The 18,131-nt window shown below is 40.4% G+C and carries 20 protein-coding genes; 13 read left to right on the forward strand and 7 right to left on the reverse strand.

All coding sequences use genetic code 11. The features are described 5' to 3' along the window. Positions 1–24: 24 nt before the first annotated feature. The 6 genes from IE056_RS05245 to IE056_RS05270 form a co-directional block, all read right to left on the reverse strand. Positions 25–876 carry a substrate-binding domain-containing protein gene (locus tag IE056_RS05245; RefSeq protein WP_189603632.1) on the reverse strand — a complete coding sequence of 284 codons (852 nt, stop codon included), beginning with the start codon at positions 874–876 and terminating at the stop codon, positions 25–27. After that, on the reverse strand, positions 873–2,924 hold the full coding sequence (ppk1, locus tag IE056_RS05250) for a polyphosphate kinase 1 (protein ID WP_189603633.1): 2,052 nt from the start codon (positions 2,922–2,924) through the stop codon (positions 873–875). The genes IE056_RS05245 and ppk1 overlap by 4 nt, the downstream gene beginning before the upstream one ends. Before the next feature lie 61 nt (positions 2,925–2,985). Beyond that, complete coding sequence (locus IE056_RS05255; protein WP_189603634.1) at positions 2,986–3,864, reverse strand: nucleoside phosphorylase; 879 nt, start codon at positions 3,862–3,864, stop codon at positions 2,986–2,988. Position 3,865: 1 nt separating this feature from the next. Continuing rightward, positions 3,866–4,801 (reverse strand): DUF1835 domain-containing protein, encoded by a 936-nt coding sequence (locus tag IE056_RS05260; protein WP_189603635.1) that lies wholly within the window; start codon positions 4,799–4,801, stop codon positions 3,866–3,868. 30 nt (positions 4,802–4,831) lie between these two features. Next, positions 4,832–5,185, reverse strand: coding sequence for a translation initiation factor (locus IE056_RS05265; protein WP_189603636.1), 354 nt, complete (start codon positions 5,183–5,185; stop codon positions 4,832–4,834). Positions 5,186–5,189: 4 nt separating this feature from the next. Continuing rightward, on the reverse strand, positions 5,190–6,137 hold the full coding sequence (locus IE056_RS05270) for an isopenicillin N synthase family dioxygenase (protein ID WP_189603869.1): 948 nt from the start codon (positions 6,135–6,137) through the stop codon (positions 5,190–5,192). A 129-nt stretch (positions 6,138–6,266) separates the two neighbouring features. Between IE056_RS05270 and IE056_RS05275 the strand changes: the two genes are divergently transcribed. The 13 genes from IE056_RS05275 (at position 6,267) to IE056_RS05335 (ending at position 17,218) form a co-directional block, all read left to right on the forward strand. After that, entirely contained in the window at positions 6,267–8,273 is a 2,007-nt protein-coding gene (locus IE056_RS05275; protein WP_189603637.1) for an alpha-ketoacid dehydrogenase subunit alpha/beta, read from the forward strand. Between the two features lie 130 nt (positions 8,274–8,403). Then, a complete protein-coding gene (locus tag IE056_RS05280; protein WP_189603638.1) occupies positions 8,404–8,565 on the forward strand; it encodes a DUF1328 domain-containing protein in 162 nt (53 codons plus the stop codon). An 84-nt stretch (positions 8,566–8,649) separates the two neighbouring features. Then, positions 8,650–9,126 (forward strand): lipocalin family protein, encoded by a 477-nt coding sequence (locus IE056_RS05285; RefSeq protein WP_189603639.1) that lies wholly within the window; start codon positions 8,650–8,652, stop codon positions 9,124–9,126. 10 nt (positions 9,127–9,136) lie between these two features. Then, positions 9,137–9,832: a YiaD family glycine zipper/OmpA-like lipoprotein gene (locus IE056_RS05290; protein WP_189603640.1), complete on the forward strand. Its 696-nt coding sequence runs from the start codon at positions 9,137–9,139 to the stop codon at positions 9,830–9,832. Positions 9,833–9,900: 68 nt separating this feature from the next. Then, entirely contained in the window at positions 9,901–11,025 is a 1,125-nt protein-coding gene (locus tag IE056_RS05295) for an NAD(P)/FAD-dependent oxidoreductase (RefSeq protein WP_189603641.1), read from the forward strand. Next, positions 11,022–11,744 carry a methyltransferase domain-containing protein gene (locus IE056_RS05300; RefSeq protein ID WP_189603642.1) on the forward strand — a complete coding sequence of 241 codons (723 nt, stop codon included), beginning with the start codon at positions 11,022–11,024 and terminating at the stop codon, positions 11,742–11,744. The genes IE056_RS05295 and IE056_RS05300 overlap by 4 nt, the downstream gene beginning before the upstream one ends. A 14-nt stretch (positions 11,745–11,758) precedes the next feature. Further along, positions 11,759–12,811: a type III polyketide synthase gene (locus tag IE056_RS05305; RefSeq protein WP_189603643.1), complete on the forward strand. Its 1,053-nt coding sequence runs from the start codon at positions 11,759–11,761 to the stop codon at positions 12,809–12,811. After that, positions 12,805–13,599, forward strand: coding sequence for an enoyl-ACP reductase FabI (locus tag IE056_RS05310; RefSeq protein ID WP_189603644.1), 795 nt, complete (start codon positions 12,805–12,807; stop codon positions 13,597–13,599). The genes IE056_RS05305 and IE056_RS05310 overlap by 7 nt, the downstream gene beginning before the upstream one ends. A gap of 157 nt (positions 13,600–13,756) precedes the next feature. After that, positions 13,757–14,194: a 3-hydroxyacyl-ACP dehydratase FabZ family protein gene (locus IE056_RS05315; RefSeq protein WP_189603645.1), complete on the forward strand. Its 438-nt coding sequence runs from the start codon at positions 13,757–13,759 to the stop codon at positions 14,192–14,194. Next, positions 14,187–15,455, forward strand: coding sequence for a beta-ketoacyl-[acyl-carrier-protein] synthase family protein (locus IE056_RS05320; protein ID WP_189603646.1), 1,269 nt, complete (start codon positions 14,187–14,189; stop codon positions 15,453–15,455). The genes IE056_RS05315 and IE056_RS05320 overlap by 8 nt, the downstream gene beginning before the upstream one ends. Before the next feature lie 115 nt (positions 15,456–15,570). Beyond that, complete coding sequence (locus IE056_RS05325) at positions 15,571–15,825, forward strand: acyl carrier protein (RefSeq protein WP_189603647.1); 255 nt, start codon at positions 15,571–15,573, stop codon at positions 15,823–15,825. Further along, positions 15,822–16,403, forward strand: coding sequence for a 4'-phosphopantetheinyl transferase family protein (locus tag IE056_RS05330; protein WP_189603648.1), 582 nt, complete (start codon positions 15,822–15,824; stop codon positions 16,401–16,403). The genes IE056_RS05325 and IE056_RS05330 overlap by 4 nt, the downstream gene beginning before the upstream one ends. Before the next feature lie 80 nt (positions 16,404–16,483). Beyond that, entirely contained in the window at positions 16,484–17,218 is a 735-nt protein-coding gene (locus IE056_RS05335) for an MBL fold metallo-hydrolase (protein ID WP_189603649.1), read from the forward strand. Positions 17,219–17,571: 353 nt separating this feature from the next. Here the strand turns inward: IE056_RS05335 and IE056_RS05340 are convergent, their stop codons facing one another. Then, positions 17,572–18,129, reverse strand: a complete 558-nt coding sequence (locus IE056_RS05340) for a hypothetical protein (protein ID WP_189603650.1) — start codon at positions 18,127–18,129, stop codon at positions 17,572–17,574. Positions 18,130–18,131 lie beyond the last annotated feature (2 nt).

Genomic DNA, 18,131 nt, shown 5'->3' on the forward strand with positions numbered 1-18,131 from the left:
GTGTGAAAAAATAACCTTTATTTGTTAAAAGGGATGAATAAGGCTGGAATTTCTGACTTTCTCCGGAATAAGATCCAGTTCTTTTAAATGATCCTGCACACGATCCAGCTCTGTTTCTGAAATTAATTCTCTGCTCCAGCTGGTCATCTTGAGCCATTCTTTAATGTCTTCTTCTTTTTGACCGTACCTTTCAGAAAGTTGCTTTTCAATTCCGGGTATTTCTTTGAAATCTTTGGTTTTATAGTTCAGCGTATCGAGCATTTGCTTAACGGCATCCTGATTTTCCTTCAGGAATTCCTCCCTTACAGCAATTACAAAACACGGCCACGGAGTAGGGCAGTCGCCAAGCCTCCTAAAGATTCCCCGGTCTACTAATGGCTTGGTGGTAAAATGCTCCCACATAAAATAGGCTGCATCTCCGTCTTTTAAGGCTTTTACAGCCCCTTCAATATCTGTTACTACCTCAAACTCGAGTTTATCAGGTTCCCAGCCTAATCTTCTTGCGTTTACAAATGCCATTAAATGGGAACCCGATCCATAGCGGCTGATGGCCACCTTTTCATCTTGAAGATCTTCCAGATTTTTATACCCGGACCCTTCAGCAACATGAATTCCCCATTTTAGAGATGAACCTATATATTCCTGAACGATCTTCACCTTGTTGCCGGCAATGATGTCTTTGATGATCCCCTCGGTAAGGATGACCGAAACATCTATTTCATTATCCCGAAGGGCTTTGCACATGGCACCGGTACCATCTGGAAAATCCTTCCAGGTGAGCTCGAGTCCCTGCTTTTCAAAATCCTTATTTTCCATTGACAGGTGCCAGGGCAGGTTAAAATGTTCCGGAACACCACCGACTCTTATATTTTTCATGCTTCGTGTTTTTCTTTTAAATAATGGTAGATCTCGTATTGAGACCTGAATTCTTTTTCCCCAGGAGGTTTTTCCACGTACTGATTACTTTCAGATGAATCCTGTATCCTGGCTTTTACATTATCCCTAAACTGAATCTGGAGGATTTCTTTAAACTCTTGTTTGATATCTTCATCATAAATGGGAGTAATAACCTCAATTCTACGGTCAAGATTTCGAGTCATCCAATCGGCACTCCCAAAATATATTTCTTCATTTCCGTCATTCTCAAATAAATAAATTCTGCCGTGTTCCAGGTATCTGTCTACGATACTGGTGATGTAAATGTTTTCGCTCATTCCCTTGATCCCCGGAATCAGGCAGGTAAATCCTCTTACCAGCAGCCTTATTTCGACTCCGGCGTTACTTGCTTTGTAAAGCTGTTCGATGATTTCCTGATCTTCCAGACTGTTCATCTTGGCCGTGATTTTGGCTTTTTTTCCTAACTGAATATTTTCTATCTCCCGGTTGATCATATCACTGAAATTCTTGCGGGTGGAAAAAGGGGACACCAGCAATCTTTTTGCTCTTGGAATGATCAATTCACCTTCCAGAACATTAAATACGCGGGAAAGCTCTCTCGTTATTTTTTTGTGAGCAGTGAAGATCGCATGATCACAATATATTTTGGATGTTTTGCTGTTGAAATTTCCTGTACCTATGTAGGCATAATCTATTAATTCTTCGTTCTCCTTGCGTGTGATGAGCAGGATCTTGGAATGCACCTTGATCTTTGGATAGCTGTAAATGACAGTAGCCCCAGCATCTTCAAATTTTCTTCCCCAGTCAATGTTGTTCTTTTCATCAAACCTTGCTTTGGCCTCGATAAAAACTGTTAGTTTTTTGCCGTTTTTTAAAACTTTCAGAAGCGTGGAAGTAAGTTCCGATTCATCGGCTACCCTATATATGGATATTTTTATTTCTTTTACATCTTTATCCGATGCAGCCTGCTCTAAAAATCTTTCTACATAATCAAATGACATGTATGGAAAATGCAGAGCCTGGTCCTTTTGTGAAATTACCTTAAAATAATCTGAAGCAGTTTCAAGAACTTTGTGTTTTATTGGCGGTAGATCCTCGTAGTGTAATTTGGGATTATTAGTGGGATCTTCAAAGGAAAAGAAATCACTAAAATTATGATATTCGCCGCCTGGCATCATATCAATCTTGCCCAGGCCAAGCAACTTCCGAAGCCTTTTTTGATCTTCTTTTGGCATGCGCGCATCATAGAGCAACCTGGTAGGCTGACCTTGAGATCGCTGCTTGAGGGAATCGTAGATCTTTTCTGCTAGCACCCCTTCAAGTTCGTCTTCAATATATAATTCTGCATCCCTGGAAAGCTTAATCTCAAAAATACCTTTAACTTTTTTATTCGGAAAAATTTCAGGTATTTGAGATTTTATAAGATCGTCCAGGAAAGTGAGCTGATTTTTCTCGTCTGCAGATCTTAGATTTATAAACCTGCCGCAGTGTTCCACGGGTAGATTAATAATTCCGAAATTTTCTTCGTCTTTAAAAGTCACTAGTAAATACAGTACGTTGTTTTCGAGAAAAAGTTCCTCGCCTTTTTCCACATCGATCACCTTCGGGTGGATATGGGAGCTGGCTTTGCTGTAATAGGATGTTGCAAAATTATTTTCAGATAATGAAAAATCATTATAATTTATGAGGAAAATGCCATTTTCTTCAAGTTCCGGAATGATCTCCTCATAAAATATTCGTCCAAATTCCTGTTGCTGAATTTTTACTTCCCTCAGGATCTCTTTTACTTTCTTACTAGGGCGTAAAGCCAATTGCTGTCTCAGGCTCTTTTTAATCCGTTTCATTTGCCGCAACTGGGAAACCCGAACCCTGAAATATTCATCCAGGTTCATTGAAAAAATAGCAAGAAATTTTATTCGCTCAAAAAGTGGGTTTCTTCGATCTTGTGCCTCCTGTAGTACTCTTCCATTAAAACTTAACCAATTTAAATCACGATGCCTTAAACGTGTTTCTTCAGGCTTTAACATATTTTGCTATTTACTCAAAAATACGAATAAGGGAACCTATTGATTTTAATTTTCTGTTAAATCAATTCTCGGGAACCAGCTTGTTCAGCGTGTATTGAATAAGTTCATCCACTGTCTTTCCGGCATCGGGACTGAACTCTCCAGTCGCACGATTGGCTATAATGGCGTTCATGGAAACGGCCCTGTGACCAAGCATTTTGGACAATCCGTAGATGGCAGCTGTTTCCATTTCCAGGTTGGTAACTTTTTTTCCGCGGAAGGAAAAACTACCCATCCTGTCATTTAGTTTATCATCCTGCAGGGGTAATCTCAATACTCTTCCCTGTGGGCCATAAAAACCTACATTGGTACCGGTAAATCCTTTAAAAATGTTTTCTGAAAATAATTTTTCGGCAAGCTCTTCGTTACAGGAAACCACGTATGGCGCACTTTTTTCCTTGCTTAACTGGAGATGTTCACTCAGCGCCTGATTAAAATCCTGCAGCTGAATGTCTTCACTTTGATAAAAATGCAGAAGAGAATCAAAGCCTACTGCCATTTCACTTTGTACAAAAGCATCTACGGGAATTTCTGCCTGTATGGATCCCGAAGTTCCAATTCGTACGATGTCTAGACTTGTATGCTGTTCCTTGATCTTTCTCTCCTTAAAATTAATGTTTACAAGAGCATCTAGTTCATTCAGGACAATATCTATATTATCTGTTCCTATTCCGGTGGAGATAACGGTGATCCTTTTACCCCTATAAAAACCTGTCTGGGTATGAAATTCTCTTTTTTTGATGACAATATCCACCTTGTCAAAATATTTTGTGACTTTTTCCACCCTTTCCGGGTCACCTACCACAATGACGGTGTCTGCTAAATTTTCCGGAAGTAAATTAAGGTGATAAATACTTCCGTCTTTGTTTAAAATAAATTCTGAAGCTTCGAGACTATTCATGTTATAGTTTTAATAGGTTGTGCGAATCAGGGTCATACAAATAATCATATTTTCCAACGCCCCCGTAGCAATCATTGTCTTTTAATTCCTGATAATAATTCCTGGAAGAAGAAATAGCATTCAATCCGGATTCACTGAGTGTGAGTTTTTCATTTTCCAGCGCATAGAATGGCTTTAATTTTTGAATCACTCGTTGCATTTGCATATCTCCATATCCGTAATATCCCTGGTATTGTAAGGCATAACCCAGCAAATGATGTAAGGAAGTGATCTGGTGTTTCTGGATAAGCTTCAGCACGTTTATTTCCAGGCTGTTTAAACCTGATTTTGCATTGGGAAACCTTTCTATATGGGCACGAATACAGCTGGAAAGATATTCGAAATTTGTTGTTTTTTTGATCTTGGACTTTAAACGAATGGGATTTTGGCTGCAGTATAGATCCCAGATAAGTGTAGCCATTTGCACATCATCATCGGTTAAAGAAATTTTACAGTCGTAATGCTTCTGAAGCTGGTTTACGCTAAGATCTGAAAGTGGTGCAAGCTCCTGGTCTCCTTTGAGCCTTCCGCTGCAAACCAGGTAAAGCGGATTGTTTTTCCGGTTTTGTTTTAAGAAACTTATTACTGCGAGCATGTTCATGTGGGAAAAAAGATCGAATTCAAACCACAGGATTACTTCATCATAGCCATTTATGGCTGCAAGTTTATCAAGTTCCGAAATGAATTTTTCTTTGTAATCCTGTTCCGGTATCTTGTAGTTTTCCCAAAGGAATTTTTTCCTTATCTCTAAAAATTTTTCATTGCCAACTTCCTGCAATGTTGGCCCTTCACACAACATTTCCCGCCAAACAATGACATCTCCCGGAATTTTAAGCTGCTGTAGCTTGTCAACAAGGTCATCACCATTTGTAATATGTAATAATTTCTTTTCTTCCATAGCTTCCAAAATAAAAAAACGTGCTGTAGGTTACCCTCCAACACGTTTTACATTATATCCTTTCTCCTTCAAAAAAGTCATTATTTTATCCCTTACATCTCCCTGGATTAGAATCTCTCCATCTTTAACCGAGCCGCCGACTCCGCATTTCTTTTTGAGTTGTTTTCCAAGAACAGTAAGATCTTCGTCGGTTCCAACAAAGCCGGCAATCACCGTTACCGTTTTTCCCGCTCGTCCCTTTGAACTGTAATGGGCTTCAAGGTGTTGCTTTGAAGGTGGGAGTGTCTGTTCCTGCTCCTCCGAATCATGATCTGGTGTGAAATCATCATTAGTCGAAAAAACAAATCCGCCCAGATCTTCAAGGCCCATTTTCTTCTTAGCCATAACCTTATTTTTTTAATCCTATTTCCACCAGGCGCTGGTGTAGAAATTCACCGGCAGTAATATCAGGATAAGCTTTAGGACTATTTTCATCAATACATTCCTCCAGGCAATTTAACGGCATTTCGCTTCTTGGATGCATGAAGAACGGAATAGAATACCTGGGATTTCCCCATTCATCCTTAGGAGGATTTGTTACCCTGTGAATTGTAGAGCGCAGTTTGTTATTAGTATGCCTTTCCAGCATATCTCCAACATTAATAACCAGCTCATCTTCCTTAGGAATAGCGTCGATCCATTCCCCGTCTTTTCTTAGCACCTGAAGTCCACCGGTAGATGCTCCCATTAATAAGGTTATAAGATTAATATCTCCATGAGCCCCAGCGCGTACAGCACCTTTTGGCTCTTCGGTAATAGGAGGGTAATGGATAGGTCGCAGAATGCTGTTTCCGTTACTCACCCAGTGATCAAAATAATGCTCGTCCAGTCCTATATAAAGTGCAAGGGCACGAAGCACAAAAATACCTGTTTTTTCCAGCATGCGGTAAGCTTCCATACCAACATGATTAAAATCCTTTAATTCCTCTACCTGTACATTTTCAGGGTATTCCTCAGTCAGGTTGGCATCTTCTGATGGTTCCTGCCCAAAATGCCAGAATTCTTTAAGATCTCCTTCTTTTTTTCCTTTGGCGTGTTCTTTTCCGAAGGAAATATATCCACGTTGGCCCGCAAGGCCTTCAATTTCATATTTCTTTTTCGTTTCCACCGGTAAATCGAAAAATGCCTTTACCTCTTTATAAAGTTCTTCTACAAGGTTATCGCTTAAGAAGTGACTTCTTAATGCAACAAATCCAATCTCTTCATAGGCTTTACCAATTTCGTTTACGAATTTTTCTTTTCGTTTTGGGTCGTCGGACAAAAAATCTGCCAGGTCAACGCTGGGAATGTTGTTCATTTCCATAAGATGATAAATGTAATTTTGTATCACAAAGTTATATAAATTCTCCCGAGAAAGACTCCGTTTATATTTTTCTTAGCAAAGTAAACCCCGATTTTAAGTACATTTGGGAAACAAATCACCTCTATGGAAAGCAGAATATCTCAAAATCAGGCAATCAACTTTAACAGGAATAACTTATCTGGTGAACAATTAATATTTTTGTATCAGGCAATGCTTAAACCACGGTTAATTGAGGAAAAAATGCTCATTTTGCTGAGGCAAGGCAGAATTTCCAAATGGTTTAGTGGGATAGGGCAGGAGGCAATTGCAACAGGTGTGACCATGGCCATGAATGATGATGAATATATTCTTCCAATGCACCGGAATCTCGGAGTATTTACCGGAAGAAAAATTCCGCTTTACCGCTTATTTTCTCAGTGGCAAGGCAAAGCCTCCGGATTTACTAAAGGTCGGGATCGTAGTTTTCATTTCGGAACGCAGGAATTTAAGATTATCGGGATGATCTCCCATCTGGGTCCCCAACTTGGAGTGGCCGATGGTATTGCCCTGGCACATAAATTAAAGAATGAGAAAAAAATCACTGCGGTATTTACAGGCGAAGGCGGGACCAGCGAAGGGGATTTCCATGAAGCATTGAACATTGCTTCTGTATGGGACCTGCCGGTTTTGTTTTGTATAGAGAACAATGGCTACGGACTTTCAACTCCCACATCTGAACAATTTCGTTGCGAACACCTTGCAGATCGGGGAAAAGGTTACGGGGTGGAATCCTATATAATTGACGGTAACAACATAACGGAAGTTTACACAAAAATTTCTGCTTTAGCCGAAAGTATGAGAGAGGATCCAAGGCCTGTACTGGTAGAATTTAAAACCTTCCGGATGCGTGGTCATGAAGAAGCCAGCGGGACAAAATATGTGCCCAATGAATTGATGGAAGAATGGGCGCAGAAGGATCCTATTGAGAATTATCGTTCCTTTCTCATTTCTGAAGGACTCTTGAAGGAAGAGGAAGACAAGCAATACAGGGATACTATAAAGGCTGAAATTGATGAACATCTTCAAAAAGCCTCTGCTGAGCCTGGGATTGAAGTAAATCAAACTAATGAATTAAATGATGTGTATCAAGTATTTCAAAATCAGAAATTTGATCCTAAAGGTAAAACTGAAGAAATCAGATTTATAGATGCTGTTTCTCAAGGGTTAAGACAATCTATGCAACGACATGAAGATCTTGTGATCATGGGACAGGATATAGCAGAATATGGCGGAGTTTTTAAAATTACTGAAGGTTTTGTCGAAGATTTCGGGAAGGAAAGAGTGCGGAATACTCCAATCTGTGAATCGGGCATTGTGGAAACCGCCATGGGACTATCTGTTAAGGGAATGAAATCCGTGGTGGAGATGCAGTTTTCAGATTTCGTGAGTTCTGGATTCAATCCAATAGTGAATTATCTGGCGAAAGTACATTATCGCTGGGGCCAGAATGCCGATGTGGTTATTAGAATGCCTTGTGGTGCGGGAGTTGGCGCAGGTCCTTTTCATAGTCAGACGAATGAAGCCTGGTTCACCAAGACACCGGGATTAAAAGTAGTATATCCGGCGTTTCCTTTTGATGCCAAAGGGTTGCTGGCTTCGGCAATAAATGACCCGAATCCGGTGATGTTTTTTGAACATAAGGCGCTTTACAGGAGCATCCGACAGGAAGTGCCTACAGAATACTATACGCTTCCACTTGGTAAAGCTGCTTTATTAAAAGAAGGGAAGGAGGTTACAATTATAAGTTATGGTGCAGGCGTTCACTGGGCACTGGAGACCCTGGAAGAACAACCAGATATTAAAGCTGATCTTTTGGATTTACGAAGCCTGGAACCTTTAGACGTTGAAGCGATCTATGCTTCCGTGAAAAAGACCGGAAAAGTAATTATTCTACAGGAGGATAGTATATTTGGAGGAATAGCTTCAGATATTGCTGCGATGATTTCCGAAGAGTGTTTTAAATATCTGGATGCTCCCGTAAAAAGGGTGGGAAGTTTACAAACCCCTGTTCCGTTCTCCAAAGCCCTTGAAGAAGAGTATCTTCCGAAGCAAAGGTTCAGAACTGCTTTACAACAGTTATTAGAATATTAGGAAAATTTTAGGTTTTTAACTCCACATTTTTAAAAATTAGCTAAGAAATCCTGTTAAAATATTAATAATAATTTGTTCAAGGGCAACTCGCAACGTAATTTAGATACAACTAATCACTAATACCTAAATTATGATACGATTAATCATTATCTTTTTAATCATCGCTATTGTGGCAGCTATTTTCGGGTTCGGAGGAATCGCTGAAGGCGCAGCCGATATTGCAAAAATCATTTTCTATATATTTTTAGTGCTTCTTGTAATTGCCTTGATCAGTAGATTATTTAGAAGATAAAATATTGAACTTTTTAGAAATCCGGTGTGGGCATTTTGGTAATGCAAACACTGGATTTTCTTAACCCCAAAAAATCACCCTTAAATGAGAAAATTTGCCTTATTACTAATTGCCACCATCTTATTTAGTGCCTGTGGCTCTGGTAAGGTCGAAAGAGAAGCAAGAAGGACCATTAGCGGAGACTGGATGTTGACAGAGATAAGCTACCCGGGCAGTTCGGGAGAATTCGATGTTACCCTTTTTGATGATGCTACTGCTACCTGCTTAAAAAGCAGTGACTGGAATTTTGTTTCCAATAATAATACAGGATATTATGTACCGGTTAACCCCCAGTGTAATACAGAGTTGAGATATTTTATCTGGTCTGTAAATGAAGTGGATGGGACCGATAGCTATGATTTCCTACTAAAACCAACAAATGCTGACCATAAATCAACTACCGGAAATCAGGGTTACAGGATCAATATTGTTAACCTTACGGGAACCGGAATGATATGGGAGCATACCGTTAATTTTGAAGGAGAGCCTTTTACAATTAGAATGAATTTTACAAAAAAATAAATTGAATAAAATGAAAACAATCACAAGCAGAATGTTCGCAGTACTTTTTGCCGCAATCCTACTGGTAGGATGTGACGCGACAAGAAATGCAAACAATAAACAGAAAGGAACCGTTATTGGTGCCTCAGGAGGTGCCGTAATTGGTGGTGTAGTAGGTAATAATACCGGTGACGGTAATACTGCACTTGGCGCTATAATTGGTGGTGTTGTAGGTGGTGCAGCAGGTGCTTACATTGGAAATCGAATGGATAAGCAGGCACAAAGGATCGAGGAAGAAATTCCCGGAGCAGAAGTGGAAAGAGTAGGGGAAGGAATTAACGTAACCCTTGATGAAACCAGCGGAATTTATTTTGATACCGAAAAGTATAATATCAACCAGCAATCCAGGCAGGCCCTAAACTCTCTGGCCAATATCCTTCAGGAGTATGATGATACTAATATCCTTGTTGAAGGACATACAGATAGTGCCGGTAGTGATGCCTATAACCTTACCTTATCTAAAAACAGGGCACAGGCCGTAACAGATTATCTTGTTTCCGATGGAAATGTATCCAGAGGTAGGATAGAAACCAAATGGTATGGTGAAAGTCAGCCTAAGTACGATAACTCTACTGTAGAAGGTCGTGCCAAGAACAGAAGGGTAGAAATTGCTATCGTTGCAAATGAGGAATTAATTGAAGAGGCAGAGAGACAGGCTCAAAACTAAGTCTCAAAGCTTTAAGTGAAAAACCCGGGGGCTCTTCCGGGTTTTTTTATGTTTTTTAAAGAAAAAAATTGAAGATAGAAACCGTAATTATTATAGGAGGAGGACTTGCCGGATTAACGGCAGCTATACACCTGTCCAGAATTGGGGTTCCGGTAAAGCTTTTTGAGAAGGAAGAATATCCGCATCACAAGGTGTGTGGGGAATATGTTTCCCGGGAAATCCTGCCGTATTTTGAGCAGCTTGATCTTTCGTTATCTTCTTTAAAACCTGCGGAAATTTCCAGACTCCTTTACAGTACCGCCAACGGAAATCCTGTGGAAGTCCCCTTGCCTTTAGGAGGTTTGGGCCTTAGCAGGTATGCTTTTGATGACTATTTATTCAACATGGCTGTAAAGAACGGAGTGGAAGTAGTGCAGGAAACAGTAAGTTCGGTGGAATTTTTAAATGACATCTTCGAAATAAAAACTTCTGAAGGAAAACTGGATCGTGCAAAAATAGTTTTAGGAGCCTTCGGAAAAAGATCGGTGCTGGATAAAAATCTGAACAGGCCATTTTTTAGGAAGAAAACTTCTTGGCTTGCTGTAAAATCACATTATAAAGCGGCAGATTTTCCCGATGATTTAGTAGCTCTGCATAATTTCGAAGGCGGATACTGCGGATTGTCACAAACAGAAACCGGAGTTGTCAATGTGTGTTATCTGGCGACCTACAATAAATTTAAAGAGCATAAAGATCCGGCTGTTTTCAATGAAAAAGTACTTCGGAAAAATCCTTTTCTGGACAATTTTTTATCAGAAGCAACACCGGTATTTGAAAATCCGCTAACAATCGCCCAAATCTCATTCAGCCGAAAGGAGACGGTGAAAGATCACGTTCTAATGCTGGGAGATGCTGCGGGATTGCTGCATCCATTATGTGGCAACGGGATGGCGATGGCCATTCACAGCGCCAAAATAGCTTCAGAAACTATAATCAAATATCTGGAAGAGCCTTCCATAGATCGAACCAATATGGAAAAGGAATATATTCAGAAATGGGATTCAAATTTTAAAACCAGGTTAAGAGTCGGGAAAATTCTTCAGAAGATATTATTAAATCAAAATCTCGCTGAAGTATCCCAGTCGATGGTTTCAAAAATGCCATTTTTATTGCCTCAGATAATTAAAAGAACTCACGGAAATCCTATTAGATGAAAATAGTGAACACTAAATCTCGTACCCGTGACAGTGAAGTCATGGACGATTTTGAACTTAAGGGAGAAGAATTGGCAAAAACCCTTCGGGACCTGGACAAGGTAAATAAGTGGCTGGGAGGAAACGAGATCACCCTCGATGGAATTAAAAAGATAATTTCTGAAACCTCACCCGAAGAACCAATCCGGATCGTTGATGTAGGATGCGGAAATGGTATGATGCTTCGGCAGATTGCAGAGTACGGTAGAAGAAACAATCTGAAATTTGAACTCCTCGGGATTGATGCCAATCCATTCGCCATTGAAATTGCACAAGGACTGGCAAAAAACTATCCCGAAATAAAGTTTGAAGCCATTAACATTTTTTCTACATCCTTTGCAGAAAAAAAATACGATATTGTGTTGTGTACCTTGACGCTGCACCATTTTGAAGATGCTAGGATTGAACAGTTGTTAAAGGTTTTTCTGAAGTCGGCAAGGCTGGGAATAGTAATTAATGACCTGCAGCGAAGCAGGGCCGCCTATTATCTTTTTCAGGCATTTTGTGCAGTATTTATTAATAATAAAATTGCCAGGGATGATGGGCTGACATCCATCTTGAGAGGGTTCAGAAAAGAAGATCTTGAAAAATTCTCTGGAAAATTAAGAGTAAAACACCAGAAGATCCGCTGGAAATGGGCTTTTCGGTATCAATGGATCATTATTAAATCTGAATCTTAGTAGAAACTTTATCTATGAGCGTTAAAATAACTACCGTAACCAAACAACTTCCAAAATATTCCAGGGAAACAAAGCAGGTGATCCCTTTTGTGGAAACATGGCTGGATGGGCAGGAAGAACGATTTAAACGCAAGGTCATCAAGATCTTCCAAGGGGCGGCCGTAGATAAGCGCTACTCCATCATGGATCCTTCTGAAGTTTTTACAGCGAATTCTTTTGAAGAAAAGAACAGGATTTATAGTCGGGAGGTCAAAAAATTAGGCACTCAGGTGCTTCAGAAAGCGCTGGATAAATCGGGTTGGGAAGCAGATTCCATAGATTACATTATTACTGTGAGCTGCACCGGAATTATGATTCCGTCACTGGATGCCTACCTTATCAACGAATTAAAACTGAAACAGGACGTCGTACGGCTTCCTGTAACCGAAATGGGTTGTGCAGCAGGGATTTCAGGGATTATTTACGCAAAGCAGTTTTTACAATCCAACCCCGGAAAAAGGGCCGCCGTGGTTGCGGTAGAAAGCCCAACGGCTACCCTTCAACTGGATGATTTTTCCATGGCAAACATGGTGAGTGCTGCTATTTTTGGGGATGGGGCCGCCTGTACTTTGTTGTCTTCAGAAGAAGAGGCAGAAGGACCAAAAATCATTGGAGAGGAAATGTACCATTTCTATGATGCTACCCATATGATGGGATTCGACCTGGTGAACAGCGGACTTAAGATGATCCTGAATCCTGAAGTACCGCAGGCAATTTCAGATCATTTTCCGGAGATCATTCATCCATTTCTGAAAAAACATAATTCCAGCATAGAGCAAGTGCAACATTTCATATTTCATCCAGGCGGAAAAAAGATCGTGCAAACTGTTGAAGATCTTTTTGGTAACTTAGGGAAGAATATCGATGAGACCAAGGAAGTGTTGCGATTATACGGCAATATGAGTAGCGCAACAGTTCTATATGTATTGGAAAGGTATTTAGATAAACCGGTGGAAAAAGGGGAGCAGGGACTAATGCTGAGTTTCGGGCCCGGATTTTCTGCACAAAGAGTACTACTGCAATGGTAAGAGAATTTGAAGATAAAAATTACTGGGCTGTTATCCTGGGAGGAAGCAGCGGACTTGGCCTTGCATCGGCTAAAAAGCTGGCAGCTCATGGAATGAATATAATTATTATCCATCGTGACCGGCGTGAAAACTTACCGGAGATTGAAGAATCTTTTGAGGAAATTAAAGAACACGAGGTTAGTCTGCATACTTTTAATGTTGACGCCACCAGAAAGGAGCGAAGGGAAGAGATGGTTGCAGAAATCACCACCATACTTGGGGAAAAAGGGAGAGTCCGGACCTTATTGCACAGTATTTCACGCGGAAATTTGAAGCACATGTTTGGGGAAGAACCTACTTTGAAAAATGATGATTTCCACCTTACGATAGATGCCATGGCCATTAGTTTGTACGACTGGTCTAAGATCATTTTCGATGCCGGACTTTTTGCTAAGGATGCCAGAATATTATCCTTTACAAGCGAAGGCAATACGAAAGCATGGAAAAATTATGCAGCAGTTTCTGCAGCAAAAGTAGCACTCGAGGCAATCACCCGAAGCATGGCACTTGAGTTTGCTTCCAAAGGAATCCGAGCCAATTGTATTCAGGCGGGAGTAACGGTAACAAGATCTTTTCAGATGATTCCCGGATATGAAACTTTGAGGGAGCATGCTGTAAAAAGGAATCCTTTTAAGCGTTTGACAACCCCTGCAGATGTTGGAAATGCCGTGTATCTTTTAAGTAAAGACGAAGCCTCCTGGATTACCGGAACAGTGATCCCTGTTAATGGGGGAGAACACCTCAAATGAAATGATTTTGAATATTTGAAAATGTGCTAATTTTTAAAATACTTTGAAAATGCGCTTTCGCTGGATTAGGGTAAACCGGGAAAGAAATAAAAAATGGTTTTATATCTGAAAATTAACACATGAACCACAATTAAAATTCCCCAACTAAACAAAATAAATGAAATCTTCTGAAATTATTTCTCTTCTTCCTTATTCCAAACCATTTTTATTTGTGGATGAACTTGAAGAAATCACGGAAGAGGGAGCAAAAGGGAGTTATACCTTTCCTGCAGATTCTTTTTTCTATGAAGGACATTTTAAAGAATTCCCCGTCACTCCCGGAGTAATTCTGACAGAATGCATGGCACAGATTGGAACGGTTAGCCTCGGAATCTTTTTGCTGAAAGATTTGTTCAATGAGAACGGAAAAGTCGCTTTGACTAACACAAAAATTGATTTTTATCTGCCGGTGTATCCGGGGGAAAAAGTGAGGGTACTTTCAGAAAAAGTGTATTTCAGGTTTAATAAACTGAAATGTAAAGTCAGTATGTACAATGCAAAGGATAAGCTGGTGAGCAGGGGCGAAATTTCAGGAATGATCAAAGAGAATGAGTAGAAGAGTCGTTATAACAGGCATGGGTGTTGCCGCTCCAAACGGAGTGGGATTGGACAATTTTGAATATGCCATAAGAGTCGGAAAAAGCGGGATCAGGTTTCAGGAGAAACTAAAGGAACTGAAATTCAGTTGTCAGATTGCAGGAGCCCCTGAAATTCCGGAGGAAATGTTGAGCGGTTATTTCACTCCTCTGCAACTGCGCGGACTCAATTCCAGCGGAATTGTGTATGGAGTCATTGCCGGCCTGGACGCCTGGAAGGATGCCGGATTAACAAGAGAAGAAAAAGAATCTGCCGATTGGGACAGCGGAATAATATTCGGCACCGGACTTTCGGGAGCCGATAAATTCCGGGAAGCCATTAACTTAATTGACGAAGGAAAAACCCGAAGACTTGGCAGTACCAGCGTGCTGCAAACAATGGCCAGTGGCATTAGTGCTTACCTTAGCGGAATGTTAGGCAGCGGGAACCAGGTGACTACCAATTCCTCGGCCTGTTCTACGGGAACTGAAGCCATTCTCATGGCCTATGACCGTATCAAATCTGGAAAAGCAAAACGAATCTTGGCAGGAAGCTGTGGAGATTCCGGACCCTATATCTGGGGCGGATTTGATGCTATGAGAATCCTGCCACACAAATATAATGACAATCCAACTGAAGCTTCGCGGCCGATGAGCGCTTCCGCCTCAGGTTTTGTTCCGGGGAGCGGTGCCGGGGCTCTGGTTCTGGAAGATATGGAAAGCGCAGAAGCCAGGGGCGCAACGATTTATGCAGAAGTATTGGGAGGACATATTAACAGCGGCGGACAGGTAGGTGATGGGACAATGACTGCTCCTAATTCGGAAGCTGTAAAACGCTGTATCAAAAAAGCTTTGGAGGAAGCTGATGTTCAGCCCCAGGAAATTGACGGTATCAACGGCCATCTTACAGCTACTACCATGGATTCGACTGAAATACAGAACTGGAGCGATGCTTTGGGAAGAAAAGGAGAGGGTTTTCCGCTAATCAATTCCCTGAAAGGTATGACAGGCCACTGCCTGAGCGCCGCCGGAAGTATTGAATGTGTTGCCACCGTACTTCAGTTGAAAAAGGATTTCTTCTTCGGAAATGTAAATTCCGCAGATCTTCACCCTGATATTGAAAAGGTTGTTTCCAGGGAGAAAATTCCGGTAGAAACCCAGGAAGTTATATTAAAAACTATTGCAAAAGCCAGCTTCGGGTTCGGGGATGTGAATGCGGTGGTGGTGTTCAGGAAGATTTGAGATGCGCAAAATTTTAGAATGTTGCACGTCGCTTCATTGAGGAATCTAACAGGATATTGTTAATAGAAAAAATGTATTTTAGAAAGGAAAAGCTCCAATTGAAAAATTAAAATTAATGGATACAAAAGAAATAGTAAACAGCCTTAAAAAGATCGTTTCTCCCTATGTGCAGAACGAGCCGGCGTTTAAAAATTTTGATATGAATACCGATTTCCTGAAGGACCTAGAAATCAACTCTGCCAACCTTGTGGATATTGTGTTGGATGTGGAAGACGAATTTAATATTACCATTGACAATGACTCCATGGATAACATGCTCACCGTACAGGATGCTGTAAGTATAATTAAAGAGAAGAGGGCAGAGGCATGATAGGAAATGATGTGGTAGATCTGGATTTGGCGGCCACACAAAGCAACTGGAAACGGAAAGGGTTTCTGAAAAAAGTGTTTACAACTACAGAAAAGGATTGGATTTTATCTTCCGAAGATAAGGATTTGGCGGTGTGGCTGTTGTGGAGCATGAAAGAAGCTGCATATAAGGCGCACCAGCGGAAATATAATCTTCGGCGGCAGTTAAAGTGGCTACGACAGGAATGCAGGGTTTCTCAGATGAATGAGAATAGTGCATCGGGCGTGGTGAAGATTGAAAGAGAATTCTATGTCACCCAGTCGCATATTTTTTCAGGAGCTGTATTTACTTCGGCAATCAAGGATACCAAAATTCCGGTGAAAAATTCGCTTTTTCAATCCTCTTCAGAAGAAATGAAACAAAGCTTTTTCATTGAATTCTCTCATTTACACCATCTTCCAAAAGAGTCTTTAACTATTCAAAAAGATGACAAGGGCATTCCATTTATATACCATGAGAGAACTCTTCATCCCGGTGTTTTTTCCTTTACCGGCCATGGAAAATACTCAGCTTTTTCAATCGCGTTAATGAACTGCTAAATACCCGTTAAACACTCCTAAAAGCTTTGGAAGGATTTTGTTGCGGTTGTATATTTAATTGAACTCAAAAACAGATTTAAATGAAGACCGTAGATAAAAAAGAGGTAATAAACAGAGAGTCAGCTGAATTCATACAGCAAACAGAAGAAGGTAAATTCGTAAACTTGATTCCCGATACGTTCATTATTAAAATGGAAGGCGGAGCGCAGGGATATGCCATTAGACATTTAAACCGACAGGATATGATCCTGATCGACACCACCGGAAAAGGAGCTCAGAAAGGAGTAAAACATTTGGTGGAAGAAGGTTATAAGATTAAGGCTATCCTTGTCACTCACAAAGCCGCTCTGGATAATACCTATGCTTCTTTGAAAACCATTTCTGAAGATGCAGGGGGTGCGCCAATTTTTAGCCATCCGGTTAATAATAAAGATTCAGAATTTGAGGTGAAAAATATTACGGACAAGAATAAAATTTTCGGTAATTTTTCCATTTCTGTACGTGATTTCCCTGCAGCTTCGGGAGAAGCGGTTGTAGTTCATTCTGAAATTAATGAAGGAATGGTTTTCGCAGGATGTTCTGCTGAGGGGGCTTCTTATGATTCGGATAAGGAAGGATTCAGTCTTCCGGATATAAAAAGTGAGAACAAAAAATCAAGTCTTGCAGAAAGCTGGAGATCCTACATGAGGGAATTTAGTTTCTTTTTTCCTTACAAAGGAAAACCAGGCTTCAATCTTTCTGAAGGACAGCAGAAGGATATCGTGCTTAAACTTGGAAGTACAAATTATCCCGGCGGCGGAAATCCGAACTTATAGAACTACGGTAAACTAAATATTAAAATTGCTTCAGGTTTCTGAAGCAGACATATAATACTGGGACCAGATAGAAAGTGGTTAAATGTTGTTCGTAATTTGATTGTTCTTTAATTTAAAAAGAACAAATTTAATTCCGGATAAGATTAGAAAAAGCTTTCTTCCGGTCCCTTTTTTTAATAGTTGTTTCAGGTATTAAATCCTGCTCACAAAAATCCGACTTAAAAGATATTTATTAAATGTCATATACTGGATACCTTCAGGATTTGAGCTCAGGTTTCAGAAAATAGGAATTTAAATACACTTAATACAATTTCTAAAATATCTTTTTCAGAAATTGCAATCTTCAGAATCTATTACTCATTTTCCTGCTCTTGCTGTTCTTTATTAGCCTTATCCACATCCTCCGAATCTACTAAAGGATGGTCCTCCATACGGTAACCTACAATTAGAATTACATTTGCTATAGTGCTGTAAAGCATGGTCACCACAGCAATGAATCCGCCCCCTATAATAGCTGCCATTGCAAGACTTATGTAGTAAATGGCACTGTACCAGGATCGAGGTACACCAGAACTTTCGGTAATTGGGAGGTTGAGCAGTAACAACGTTATGACAGAGGTTATGATAACAATTGAAACTGCTTTGGCAAGGGTAAGCACCCTATGATAATGTTCCTTATTTAATTTGGAATGTGCTGCCCGGCTAAGGCTGAGCAGGGTAAGCATTAGTGCCAGGATCGTGGAAGAACCAAGGATAACCGTATTGCACAAGGTGTTGATTCCGGAAAGGGAGGTGGAAAATAATTCCATAGCTTCAAATCCCGAGAGGGCACCCAGGAAATAGGTGCCGATACCCATAATCAATGCAGAAACAAAACCACCCAAAAAAGCTTTTCTGATAAAGGGATTCATAG

The organism is Salinimicrobium marinum, assembly GCF_014651535.1.
GTDB classification, from domain to species: domain Bacteria; phylum Bacteroidota; class Bacteroidia; order Flavobacteriales; family Flavobacteriaceae; genus Salinimicrobium; species Salinimicrobium marinum.